Source organism: Bifidobacterium sp. ESL0800, from assembly GCF_029395355.1.
Lineage (GTDB): Bacteria > Actinomycetota > Actinomycetes > Actinomycetales > Bifidobacteriaceae > Bifidobacterium.
In genome coordinates, this window is sequence record NZ_CP113913.1 from 455,783 (window position 1) to 468,533 (window position 12,751).

Annotated in this window: 8 protein-coding genes and 1 tRNA gene; all 9 read left to right on the forward strand. The window is 59.5% G+C overall.

All coding sequences use genetic code 11. The features are described from left to right. Positions 1 to 2: 2 nt before the first annotated feature. Entirely contained in the window at positions 3 to 3,269 is a 3,267-nt protein-coding gene (locus OZX75_RS01870) for a UPF0182 family membrane protein (protein WP_277146564.1), read from the forward strand. A 129-nt stretch (positions 3,270 to 3,398) separates the two neighbouring features. Continuing rightward, positions 3,399 to 3,890 (forward strand): GNAT family N-acetyltransferase, encoded by a 492-nt coding sequence (locus OZX75_RS01875; RefSeq protein WP_277146565.1) that lies wholly within the window; start codon positions 3,399 to 3,401, stop codon positions 3,888 to 3,890. 193 nt (positions 3,891 to 4,083) lie between these two features. Next, a complete protein-coding gene (gene pth, locus OZX75_RS01880) occupies positions 4,084 to 4,683 on the forward strand; it encodes an aminoacyl-tRNA hydrolase (RefSeq protein ID WP_277146566.1) in 600 nt (199 codons plus the stop codon). Positions 4,684 to 4,816: 133 nt separating this feature from the next. Beyond that, positions 4,817 to 8,335 (forward strand): transcription-repair coupling factor, encoded by a 3,519-nt coding sequence (mfd, locus tag OZX75_RS01885; protein ID WP_277147334.1) that lies wholly within the window; start codon positions 4,817 to 4,819, stop codon positions 8,333 to 8,335. Positions 8,336 to 8,509: 174 nt separating this feature from the next. Beyond that, on the forward strand, positions 8,510 to 9,805 hold the full coding sequence (gene eno / locus OZX75_RS01890) for a phosphopyruvate hydratase (RefSeq protein ID WP_277146567.1): 1,296 nt from the start codon (positions 8,510 to 8,512) through the stop codon (positions 9,803 to 9,805). 98 nt (positions 9,806 to 9,903) lie between these two features. Further along, positions 9,904 to 10,542, forward strand: coding sequence for an FtsB family cell division protein (locus tag OZX75_RS01895; protein WP_277146568.1), 639 nt, complete (start codon positions 9,904 to 9,906; stop codon positions 10,540 to 10,542). 259 nt (positions 10,543 to 10,801) lie between these two features. Then, positions 10,802 to 11,380 (forward strand): DUF501 domain-containing protein, encoded by a 579-nt coding sequence (locus tag OZX75_RS01900; RefSeq protein ID WP_277146569.1) that lies wholly within the window; start codon positions 10,802 to 10,804, stop codon positions 11,378 to 11,380. A 156-nt stretch (positions 11,381 to 11,536) separates the two neighbouring features. Continuing rightward, positions 11,537 to 12,556 carry a Ppx/GppA phosphatase family protein gene (locus tag OZX75_RS01905; RefSeq protein ID WP_277146570.1) on the forward strand — a complete coding sequence of 340 codons (1,020 nt, stop codon included), beginning with the start codon at positions 11,537 to 11,539 and terminating at the stop codon, positions 12,554 to 12,556. 111 nt (positions 12,557 to 12,667) lie between these two features. Further along, positions 12,668 to 12,748 (forward strand) — tRNA-Leu (locus tag OZX75_RS01910). The last annotated feature ends 3 nt before the right edge of the window (positions 12,749 to 12,751 follow it).

A 12,751-nucleotide genomic window follows, 5' to 3' on the forward strand; every position in this document is an offset into this window, starting at 1 on the left:
ACATGTCCTTCTTTGACTTTTTCGGCGGGTTCCCGGACCCGCGCAACGGATCCAATCGTTATCGCCAGAATGATGATGACGACGATCCTACGATCTTGCATATCCATACCGACGGCGATGACGACGCCCAATCTTCAAACAAACGACCGAATTTCTCGGCAGGTGATTTCTGGCCGCCGCGCACCGGTAATCCGCGTCTGACGAGGCGCGCGAACAACCGGCCCCAAAGCACGTCCAAGGGGACGAAGGTCTTCATCGGTGTGGTGGTGGTCGTGGCGCTGCTTCTGGCCCTGCTGTTCGGTCTCGATCACTTCGTCACGGACCTCATGTGGTTCGGCCAGCTCGGATTCCAGTCGGTGGTGTGGACTCAGCTGTGGACGAAGGTGGGCCTCTGGATCGCATTTGCGGTGTTGATGGCTCTGGTGAGCTATTTCGCCGCCACCATGGCCATTCGCAAGCGCCCGGATTCCGCAGACGGCTCCACCATCCGCGTCAGAGGTGACGTCGTCGAAGTCGGCAAGTCCGTCAGTTCCAAGACGGCCAGGCGCGTGGCGGTCATCGTTTCGCTGATTGTCGGTCTTGTTTTCGGTTTCCAGTTCAACTCGAACTGGTCCGAGGTCCTCCTGATGTTCCATGCCCAGCCGTTTGGCGTCTCTGACCCGCAATTCGGCATCGACAACGGCTTCTATGTCTTCATTCTCCCCGGCCTGAACCTGATGCTCTCCGCGCTGAGGATGCTGCTCTTCTTCGGTCTGCTCTTCTCGATCGTCACGCACTTCGCCATGGGAGGCATCCGCATCACCATGCCGGTCAACGGACACGGCATCATGACCATGACCAAGTACGCGCGCCGCCAGATCAGCGTCTGGTTCATCCTGAACATGCTGGCTTGGTCCGTCCGCCAGGTCATCGGTGTCTTCAACACGCTCACCCAGGTCGGCAACCGCTTCACCGGTGCCGATTACACCACGGTGCACGCCAATGTACCGGTGACTTTCATCCTCGCCGGTCTGACGGCGATTCTCGGGCTTCTGCTGGGCATCTGGCTCATGCGCTCCCATTCCTTCGACGGCCCCGCCTCGCCGGATGTGCGTGTGGTGGCGGCAGTGAAGGCCTGGCGCGTGCCGATGGTCGCCGTCGCCGCCGTCGTGGTGGTGGCCATCGTGCTCGGCATGCTTTGGCCCATGTTGCTGCAACGCTTCAAGGTCAGCCCGAACGAACAGGAGATGGAATCCTCCTATATCGCCCGCAATATCAAGGCCACCCAGCAGGCCTACGGACTTGACAAGGTCAAGGTCGGCGGCTACAACGCCGTCACCGAAGGCAAGTCCGGTGCGTTGGCCAGCGACCCCGAGACCACGGCTCAGATTCGTCTGCTCGACCCGGAGGTCATTTCGCCGACGTTCAAGCAGCTGCAGCAGTCCAAGCAGTATTACCAGTTCGCCGATTCGCTCGCGGTCGATAAATACGACATCGATGGCAAGAGCCAGGATACGGTCATCGCCGCCCGCGAACTCAACGTCAACGGCAACGACAACCGCAACTGGGTCAACGACCACACCGTCTTCACCCATGGCTACGGCGTCGTCGCCGCGTACGGCAACAAAGTGACCAGCGACGGCAATCCCGAGTTCTTCGAATCCGGCATCCCCACCCAGGGCAAGTTGACGAAGTCGCAGCACTATGAGCCGCGCATCTACTTCTCACCGAATTCGCCGCAATATTCCATCGTCGGTTCGCCCAAAGGCACTGCACCATGGGAATTCGATTACCCGAAGGGCTCAACCGGCGCTTCCAATACCTTCGATGGCAACGGCGGGCCAAAGGTCGGCAACATGCTGACCCGTCTGCTTTACGCCATCCGTTTCGGCAGCGACCAGATCTTCTTCTCCGACCGCGTCACCTCCGACTCGCAGATTCTTTACGACCGCAGCCCGCGTGACCGCGTGGCCAAGGTCGCCCCGTATCTGACGCTCGACGGGCGTGTCTACCCGGCCGTGGTCAACGGGCGCGTGAAGTGGATCGTCGACGGCTATACCACCTCGGATGCCTATCCGTATTCGCAGATGACCGATCTCGGCGTGGCCACCCAGGATTCGACCACGATCACCTCCAAGACCGTGCAGGGGCTCAATTCGCAACCTGCCAACTACATCCGCAACTCCGTGAAGGCCACGGTGGACGCCTATGACGGTTCGGTTGATCTCTATACCTGGGATACGAAGGATCCGGTCATCAAGGCCTGGCAGAAGATCTTCCCGGGCCAGTATCATCCGATTTCCGATATCTCGGGGGAGTTGATGAGCCATCTGCGCTATCCGGAAAGCCTCTTCAAGGTGCAGCGCCAGCTGCTTTCGAAGTACCACGTCACCAGCCCCGGCCAGTTCTTCTCGGGCGAGGATTTCTGGCAGACCCCGGTCGACCCGACCGAAGCCAAGGACGCGCAGCAGCGCGATGTGCTGCAGCCGCCGTACTATCTGACGCTGAAGACGGGCGGTTCCAAGAAGCCGCTGTTCTCGCTGACCTCCACCTACATCCCCGCAGGCAGCTCCACGCGTGAGATTCTGACCGGATTCCTTTCCGTCGATTCGGACGCGGGCAATACCAAGGGCAAGATCGGGCCGAATTACGGCACCATACGATTGCAGGAGCTGCCGAAGGATGCCAACGTGCCGGGCCCCGGTCAGGCGCAGAACAACTTCAACTCCAACGCGGACGTCTCCAAGGAACTCAATCTTCTGGAAGCCGGCTCCACCAAGGTGGTGCGCGGCAACCTGCTGACCCTACCTCTGGGTGGCGGCCTGGTCTATGTCGAGCCCGTCTACGTCAAGTCCAGCGGCGCCACCAGCTTCCCGCTTTTGAAGAAGGTCCTCGTGGCCTTCGGCGATCAGGTCGGTTTTGCCGACACCTTGGACGAGGCGCTCGATCAGGTCTTCGGCGGTGACTCCGGTGCTTCCGCAGGCGATGCCGAAAACAAGGAAGGGGCAGCAGCCGGTGACTCCTCGTCCGGCAACTCCGCGCCTCAGAGTGATTCCAGCGACAAATCCAAGGGCAAGAACGACGGTTCCGGCGCAACCGGCGCAACCGGCGCAAGCGGATCGTCGAGCAACGATCCCGCGCTCAAGGATGCGCTCGCCAAGGCAGGCCAGGCCATGAAGGACTCCGATGCCGCGATGAAGAAGGGCGACTGGGCCGGCTATGGCAAGGCCCAGCAGGAGCTCAACGACCAGCTGAACCGCGCCTTGCAGCTGGAAGGCCAACAGCAATAAGCCGATAGGCCACCATAACGGCGTTGTATGAGCAGCGATATTCCGATGCTGTTCATACAACGCCGTTACTATATTCAATCAATAAGTCTTGGAAACCAGAACTTCGCGGAACTGAAACGAGGGATAGCCATGATTCGAGCGGCGGTGGACAGCGATCTGCAGGCGATCACCGATATCTACAACGAGGCCGTCATCGCCGGCGGCTCCACAGCCGATTTGACCCCACGTACCCTTGAACAGAGGCGCGCATGGGTGGCCAGCCACGAGCCGCGTCATGATTTTCCTGTGGTGGTCTTGGAGGACGAGAACGGGGAAGTAGTGGGTTTCGGTTCCCTGTCGCGTTTTCATCCCCGTGCCGGTTATGACGGCGTGGTTGAATTGAGCTATTACATTGCCACTGCCGCGCAGCATCGAGGCTATGGCACGCAGATGGTGTCCTGGCTTGTCGACAAAGCCAGGGAACTCGGCAACCGCAAGGCCAACGCGCTGATCTTCGCCAGCAATGCCGGCTCCATCGCCCTGATGAAGCGTTTCGGCTTCACGCGCTATGGGTTTTTGCCGCAGGCCTGTTGGGATGGCTCACGATATCTCGATATGACGTATTGGTACCTCGATCTGTAATTGCTGCGGATCAGGGTGTCGGCCGCCTGTCTTGTTTGCCGTTCGGCGTAGTCGCGCGTCGGTTGGAATCGGTATGATGGATATCGGATAACCGCGTTTCGGTGCATTCTGCCATGCCCGCTTCGATGCGGTTTTACGTTAAAGACCTGATATATCGCTTATATATCGCCGATAAGAAAGAACGTAGCGCGAGATGGCATCACAATTCTGGTTGATCGCAGGACTGGGCAACCCCGGCAAGAAATACGAAGGCACCCGCCACAATATGGGCTTTATGGTCGCCGACGTGTTGGCGCAGCGCTGGTCGGTGAGTGTGAGCGACCATAAAGGATTGGCCGAGCTGGGCAAGGGTGTGATGAATCTCAACGGCACAAGCCTCAAGTTCTTCCTTGCCAAGCCGTTGACGTATATGAACGATTCCGGTGATGCCGTTTCATCGATTGCGCAATACTACGACATCGATCCCAGCCGTATCATCGCCATTCACGATGACATGGATCTCGATTTCGGCCGGATCAAGGTCAAGGCCGGTGGTTCGGCTGGCGGGCACAACGGCATCCGCTCGATTGATAAATCACTGGGTACCAACAAGTATGCACGCGTTCGTATGGGCACCGGCCACGCCGCGCGCGGTCCGCACGCTCATGAGAACACGGTCAATTGGGTGCTCGGCGGGTTCTCCGGGCAGCAACGCAAGGAGCTTCCCGACTTTTTGGCCGACGGCGCCGACGCTGCGGAAACCATTATGTTCGAAGGTCTTGGCGAGGCTCAGGAGCGGTTCAATGGCCGCTGAAGCAAAAGGCCGTTCCGAACACGCAACGAAACGCAATAGCAAGGATGAAACGCCAACGTCTACATCTCGATCAGAGACCAATCCGGTGACGAAGCCCGATAAAGGCACACAGAAAGAACCGTCGGCGCAGGATATGTCCGGTTCACTTGCAGAGTTTTTGCCGCGTCTTGACGATGATGGGGCGTTCCGTGATTTGCTCGCCGGCGAAATCGAAGCCCCTGAGGGTGCTGCCGATCAGGCGCTGACGGTCGGCGCTCCGGAGGGCATCCGACCGGCGCTCGCGGCCGCGCGGGCACAGTACTCTTCCGTGGTGATGGTCGTGTCCTCCAGCCGCGAGGCCGAGGAGACCGTCAACTCCATTCGTTCGTGGTATGGGGGAGATCCAGACGAGGTGAGCCAGCTCGAAGCGTGGGAGACGTTGCCGCACGAACGCCTGTCGCCGCGTGCCGACACCGTGGCCAGTCGCATGGCCGTCTTCCGCAGGCTATGCCACCCGCAGGAGCACAGTGCCATGTTCGGCCCGATCCGAATCCTCGTCATGCCGGTGCGTTCGCTTATCCAGCCGGTGGTGGCCGGGCTGGGCGATGTGGAGCCATTGGTATTCAAGGTCGGACACGAAATTGCGCTGGATGAGGTTTCTGCAAGACTGGTCGAAAACGCTTATACCCGTGTCGATCTGGTCGTTAACCGCGGCGAGTTCGCGGTGCGCGGCGGTATCGTCGACGTCTTCCCGCCGACCCTTCCGCACCCGGTGCGTATCGAGTTCTTCGGCGACGAGATCGACACCATCAAAGAGTTCCATGCCTCCGATCAGCGCACCTACGGTGACGGCGTCGATACCGTCTGGGCCACGCCCTGCCGTGAACTGCAGTTGACCGACAAGGTGCGTGCCCGTGCAAAATCGCTGATCGGCCAGATTCCCAACGCCGACGACATGCTGCAATCCATCGCGGACTCCATCCCGGTGGAAGGCATGGAATCGCTGATTCCAGCGCTGATCGACGATATGCAGCCGGTGGCCACCATGTTGCCAAAAGACGCGGTCATCATGCTTTCCGACCCTGAAAAACTGCGTCGTGCCGCCGCCGACCTCGCCAAAACCGCCAACGAGTTCCTCGCCGCCAGCTGGCATGTGGCCGCAAGCGGTCACGGGGCAGGTGCGCCCATCAGTTTTGACCAAGCGAGTTTCCTTGACTTCGAAGAAACCGTCCGTTCGCTTGAATTCTCCAACCATGATGTCTGGAGGCTTACCAGTTTTGGTGTGGACCAGAACATGGCCGGTCATGTCCAGTTCAGCGCTTCGGTTCCCGAGGAGTATCGCGGCGACGAAAAACGTGCCACCACCGGCGTCGAAGGCCTGATAGATGACGGTTTCGAGGTGACGATTACCGCTGCTGCCAACGGAACCTTGTCAAGGCTCAGGCGTGCCCTCGGCCAGACTGGGGTGACGCGATTCGACACCGTGCGCTCGCAGGCCATGGACGGTTTCATCGATACCGCCGCCAAGTTCGCCCTGCTTACCGAGCGCGACCTAACCGGCAAGACCAGTGCCGTCGCCCAGCGCAAGACCTCGCGTCGCCGCCACAAGGCCATCGATCTGATGGAGCTCAAGGCCGGCGACTACATCGTCCACGAGCAACATGGCATCGGTCGTTTCGTTGAAATGCGCCAGCGTACCACCGGGGTGGGCGCCAACCGCGCCACCCGCGAATATCTGGTCATCGAATACGCGCCGTCCAAACGGGGCGCGCCGGCTGACAAGCTGTTCATCCCCACCGATCAGCTCGATCAGGTCTCCAAATACATCGGCGCCGACAAGCCCAAGCTCAACAAACTCGGCGGTTCCGACTGGGCGCAGACCAAGGCCAAGGCGCGCAAGCATGTCCACGAAATCGCCGATGACCTGGTTAAGCTCTACTCCGCCCGTCAGCAGGCCAAGGGCTTCGCCTTCAGCCCGGACACCCCGTGGCAGAAAGAGCTGGAGGACGCCTTTCCCTATCAGGAGACGGCCGACCAACTCACCACCATCGACGAGGTCAAGGCCGACATGGAAAAGCCGGTACCGATGGACCGCCTCATCTGCGGCGACGTCGGTTTCGGCAAGACCGAGATCGCCGTGCGTGCCGCATTCAAGGCTGTGCAGGACGGCAAGCAGGTCGCCATTCTGGCCCCGACCACGCTGCTGGTGCAGCAGCATTACGAGACGTTTACGCAACGCTATGAGGGCTTCCCGGTCGACGTCGCCGCGATGAGCCGATTCCAAAGCAAAAAGGAGATCGACGAAACCCTCAAAGACCTTGAGTCTGGCAAAGTCGATGTCGTTATCGGCACCCACAAGCTGCTGAACCCGAAAATCAAGTTCAAGGACCTGGGCCTGCTGATCATCGACGAGGAGCAGCGTTTCGGCGTCGAACACAAGGAGACCCTGAAGGCGCTGCGCACCAACATCGACGTGCTTTCGCTTTCGGCGACCCCGATCCCCAGAACGCTTGAGATGGCCGTCACCGGCATTCGTGAGATGTCGACGTTGGCCACCCCTCCCGAAGACCGCCTGCCCGTGCTCACCTACGTCGGTGCCTACGAGGACGCGCAGGTCACCGCTGCGATTCGTCGTGAGCTGTTGCGCGGCGGACAGGTCTTCTACGTGCACAACCGTGTCAACGACATCGACAAGGTCGCCTCGAAAATCCACGAGCTCATCCCGGAAGCGAAGATCGGCATCGCCCATGGCAAGATGGGGGAAAAACAGCTTGACAATATCATCCAGGACTTCTGGCATCGCGACATCGACGTACTCGTCTGCACTACGATCATCGAGACGGGACTTGATATCAGCAATGCCAACACGCTGATCGTCGACCACGCCGATCGTTTCGGCTTAAGCCAGCTCCATCAGCTGCGTGGCCGTGTCGGACGAGGCCGGGAACGTGCCTACGCCTACTTCCTCTACGACCCGTCGAAGCCCATGACCCAGCAGTCGCACGACCGCTTGGCCACCATCGCGCAGAACACTGCGCTCGGAAGCGGCTTCGACGTGGCCATGAAGGACCTCGAACTGCGTGGAACCGGCAATCTGCTCGGCGGCGAGCAGAGCGGTCACATTGAGGGCGTCGGTTTCGACCTCTACGTGCGCATGGTCTCCGACGCCGTCGAGAAATACAAGGAGCCGGAACGTAAAGAATCCGTCGCGGTCACCATCGACCTACCCATCGAGGCTTCGATTCCGGTCGATTACATCGATTCGGACAAGCTTCGCCTCGAAGCCTACCGCAAGTTGGCCAGCGCGCGCACTGAAGACGATCTTACCGAGCTGCGAGAGGAACTTACCGACCGTTACGGCCCGTTGCCGGAGGAATTCGACACGCTGTTCGACGTCGCCAGACTTCGTAGCAAGGCCCGTGCGCTCGGCATCAGCGAAATTGTCACGCAGGGCAACCGTGTGCGCATCGCCAAGATTGACCCGCCGGAATCGTTGCAAATGCGACTTTCCAGGATTTACAAGGGCTCGCAGTATCGTCCGGTCACTCATACGCTCCTGATTCCCGCCCCGTTCGGAGGAGCGCTGGGCGGCAAGCCGATGACCAGCCCCGAGGTGATGGGCTGGGCTGACCAGTTGCTCGAAGATCTGGCGTGGCGTGGAGGTTCGCGCTGAGGGCGCACCGGTAGTGCGCTCTGTGTCAAGACAGTCGAAATGATGAAAGGAGTGGAACGATACGGCGACATCAATGTTAGCGCTCACATAAAATAGCCGATTTCGCTGGTTTACGTCCATCAAAGCCATTAACCTTGGAACTGTTAGTGTAAGTCCATCTTTAAAGGAGACATTGTGGCAGCAATTGAAAGCGTATATGCCAGCGAGATTCTCGATTCCCGTGGAAACCCGACCGTCAAGGTCGTTCTTGACACCGTCGATGGTGCCGAAGGCATCGGCCTGGTTCCCTCCGGCGCTTCGACCGGCGAGGCCGAGGCTTGGGAGCGCCGCGATGGCGACAAGTCCCGTTATCAGGGCAAGGGTGTCCTCGACGCGGTGAAGGCCGTCAACGAGGTCATCGCCCCCAAGGTCATCGGCATGGACGCCACCGACCAGCGTGCCCTCGACGACACGATGATCGAGCTCGACGGCACCCCCAACAAGGGCAAGCTCGGCGCCAACGCCATCCTCGGCGTCTCGCTCGCGGCCCTCTATGCCGCCGCGGAATCCGCGGAACTGCCGCTCTACCGCTACATCGGCGGCACCAACGGCCACATCCTGCCTGTTCCGAACATGAACATCATGAACGGCGGCGCGCACGCTGATTTCGCCACCGACATCCAGGAATACATGATCTCCCCCTACGGCTTCGATTCCTACAAGGAAGCCCTGCGCGCCGGCGTTGAGGTCTATCACACCCTGAAGTCCATCCTGAAGAAGGATGGCCACGAGACCGGTCTCGGCGACGAGGGCGGCTTCGCTCCGAAGATGAAGACCAACGAGGATTCCCTGAAGTACATCATGCAGGCCATTGAGGCCGCGGGTTACAAGCCGGGCGAGCAGATCGGCCTGTGCCTCGACGTGGCGTCTTCCGAGTTCTACAACAAGGACACCAACACCTATCACTTCGACGGCGCCGATCGCGATGCCGACTACATGCTCAACTACTACAAGGAGCTCGTCTCCAAGTATCCGCTGGTCTCCATCGAGGATCCGTTCGCCGAGGAAGATTGGCCCGCATGGCAGAAGATCACCGCCGAGATGGGCGACAAGCTCCAGTTCGTCGGCGACGACCTCTTGGTGACCAACCCGAAGCGCCTGCAGAAGGGCATCGATCTGCACGCCGCGAACTCTCTGCTGGTCAAGCTCAACCAGATCGGCACCGTCACCGAGACGCTCGACGCCATCGAGCTCGCCACGGCCAACGGCTTCACCTCCATGGTCTCCCACCGTTCCGGCGAGACCCCGGACACCACCATCGCCGACCTCGCCGTCGCCAAGAACACCCGTCAGATCAAGACCGGTGCCCCGGCCCGTGGCGAGCGCATCGCGAAGTACAACCGCCTCTTGGAGATCGAGGAGGAGCTTGGCTCCACCGCCGAGTACGCCGGCTATTCCGCGTTCAAGGCCTGCAAGAAGTACATGAAGTAACTTCTGCTGACTAAACCCATTCGCAGCGCTGTTGTGCTGTGAGCTTTGCCCGTCACATTCACTTTACGGAGTCGAATGTGACGGGTATTTTATGTCTTATGGGCACTACGAAGAACACAGGCAAAACGGCGAGCGGCAAGAAGCAGAGCCGACGTCGCGGCTCAGGCCCGATTGCGTTCTTCGTCGCGTTTTTCATCGTCGTTCTCGGCGCCATCCAATTGGCGGCGACTTTTCACAGCTATGCCTTGAATCTTGCGGAGCTCAACGGGCTCAAGCGACAGGAAGCCGCTTTGGTGTCCCAAAAACAGAATCTTGAAAATGACATCTCGCGTTGGAACGACAACGCCTATGTCACCGCCCAAGCACGAGAGAGGCTGGGGTTCGTCTTTCCTGGAGAACAGGCCATCCACGTCGAGCATCCGGAAGCGGTCACCGGTGTGAAGCCGAAATCGGAGAGTGCCGAGCAGAACGAGACCGATTCGGACGCGCCCAGTTTGCCTTGGTATCGGGAACTCGCCTATGGTTTCAAGAAGGCCGATGAGCCCTTGAAGAAAGGCAAGGCCGGCGAAGTCACTACTCCCAAGGCGGTGGGCGGACAGACCGATGGTGAAGCGAAACCGGACGGCAAGGCCAAAGACAGCAAGAACACCGTCAATTCCCAGAACAAACCGAGCCAGAAGACCGGTGCCGACAATAAGAACGGCGACAAATCGGGTGCGAAGACGGCTGGGCAATAACCGGTTTCGGCTATGCGCGGATTGATCGAGACGTTCATGGATCTTTTTCGGCTTTGAACGTCTCACCATGACCGGTGTGCAATCCGATGCTATAAAACAGCGGTAGGCAAGACCTGATGATCGACCATAAACTTAAAACCCATAACGGATAAGGAACAGCGTGCAAGAAAAGCAATCTCAACCTACAGAATCCACGAATCCGAACGTACAAGATGCTCAACGGCAGTCTTTCGCCGGAGAGGGAACCCGTTCTTCGATCATGCCGATTGATGAAAGCGGCCTCAAAGCAATGGCCGAAGAACTGGTGGGCCGCGTGATGGCGGACAAAGCCAGCGACGACGATCTCGCTTTGGTCAAGCAACAGCTGGGACGTTTCCCGCGTGGCATGGTCGCCGTCGGGGCACGTTGCGTGTGCGGCAGGCCGCTGGCGGTGGTGACGCGTCCTGTGCTGCCTGACGGCACTCCGTTCCCTACAACCTGCTATCTGACCAGTCCGGAGGCCACCAAGGCCGTCTCTCGGGTCGAAGCCGATGGTTCGATGCGGCACTATACCGATCTGGTCCAGAACGACGAAACGATTCACGCACAATACGAGCGGGCGCATCGGCTCTATCTTGCCTTCCGTCACGAGCTTGCGGAGCGGCTTGGCGACAGTGAGGAGCATATCGCGGGTACCAGCGCGGGAGGAATGCCCGTACGTGTGAAATGCCTGCACGCGCTCGTGGCGCAGACGCTGGTGATGGGTGAGGGTGCCAATCCCATCGGTGACATGGTGATGGAACGCATCGCCGATGAGTTCGCCCCGAACGTCTGCCGTTGCACGACGTCGTTGGACTGAACGGGTCGATGACGTGGCAGCCGTGCGTGTCGCGGCACGGATGTGGGTGTTCGGCCGCGGCCACAATGTCGCTAATGTTGCGGTGGGCGGATAATGTCGGAGACAGCAGAACCGATTGACACGAAAACAGATTGACACGAAACGGATGGTGCTTCCATGAGAGACGAAAACAAGGATTTTGTGACCGTTGCCGGAATCGATTGCGGCACCAATTCCATCCGTCTCAAGGTTTCCAAGGTGTTTGCCGACGGCAGCGTCGAAGACATCGTACCCCGTATGCTGCAGGTCATCCGGCTCGGACAGGACGTCGACAAGACCCACCGTTTCGCTGACGCCGCACTCGAACGCGCGTATGCCGCAGCCAGGGATTTTGCGCAGGTGCTCAACGATCATCCGGTGGACGGATTGCGTTTCGTTGCCACCTCGGCCACCAGAGACGCCGAGAACCGAAAAGATTTCGAGGATGGCATCAGCTCGATTCTGGGTGTGCGCCCCGAAGTGATTCCGGGCACCGAAGAAGCGTCGCTGAGTTTCCTCGGAGCCACCGGCAGCGTGCCCCGCAAAGGCTTGGAAGCGCCGTATCTCGTAGTCGACCTTGGAGGAGGCTCAACTGAGATGGTCATGGGGGGCGACGGAAAATCCGCGCCCTCCACAAGCGTGCAAGCCGCGTTTTCGATGAACATCGGTTCGGTTCGTATGACAGAACGTCATCTGCGCTCCGACCCGCCGACACAAGATGAGGTCGCGGAGGCCAGTGAAGACATCGACCGGCACATCGATGAGGCGTTCGAACATGTGCCGGCAGGAAAAACCGGCACCATCATCGGTGTCTCAGGGTCGGTCACCACGATGACCGCGCTGGTATTGGGATTGAAACACTATGATCACCGTGCCGTCGACGGAGTACGTGTGTCATACAAGGATATCTTCGCGGTCGACGACCGGTTCCTCAACATGACCCGCGCCGAACGCGCCACCTACAAGACCATCCATCCCGGCCGCATCGATGTGGTCGGCGGGGGAGCGCTGATCTGGAACCGCATCCTGACTCGCGTCTCGCAGGCCGTGCAGCGTGACCACGGCACGTCGATCGATTCCTTCATTTCCAGCGACCACGGCCTTTTGGATGGCATCGTCCTCGATTACGGCGCAAGGCTGTTGAAAAAGGAATGTTGATTGATTGTTGCCGTCCCGGTTTCGGCGCTCGGTGTTTTTCGACGACATTTCGGGCGATTTTACGGTAGAGGCGATGTGACATAATATCGTTCTGTCGGTATTTGCCGATGTGCTCCCGTGGCGGAATTGGTAGACGCAGCTGACTTAAAATCAGCCGCCATTGGCTTGTGGGTTCGAGTCCCACCGGGAGTACTG

Excerpts from the sequence above, each read along its gene's own strand:
- pth (WP_277146566.1), top strand. The coding sequence starts at position 4,084 with ATGGCATCACAATTCTGGTTGATCGCAGGACTGGGCAACCCCGGCAAG.
- OZX75_RS01905 (WP_277146570.1), top strand. The coding sequence starts at position 11,537 with ATGAGAGACGAAAACAAGGATTTTGTGACCGTTGCCGGAATCGATTGC.
- OZX75_RS01870 (WP_277146564.1), top strand. The coding sequence starts at position 3 with ATGTCCTTCTTTGACTTTTTCGGCGGGTTCCCGGACCCGCGCAACGGA.
- OZX75_RS01900 (WP_277146569.1), top strand. The coding sequence starts at position 10,802 with ATGCCGATTGATGAAAGCGGCCTCAAAGCAATGGCCGAAGAACTGGTG.
- OZX75_RS01875 (WP_277146565.1), top strand. The coding sequence starts at position 3,399 with ATGATTCGAGCGGCGGTGGACAGCGATCTGCAGGCGATCACCGATATC.
- mfd (WP_277147334.1), top strand. The coding sequence starts at position 4,817 with ATGTCCGGTTCACTTGCAGAGTTTTTGCCGCGTCTTGACGATGATGGG.
- OZX75_RS01895 (WP_277146568.1), top strand. The coding sequence starts at position 9,904 with ATGGGCACTACGAAGAACACAGGCAAAACGGCGAGCGGCAAGAAGCAG.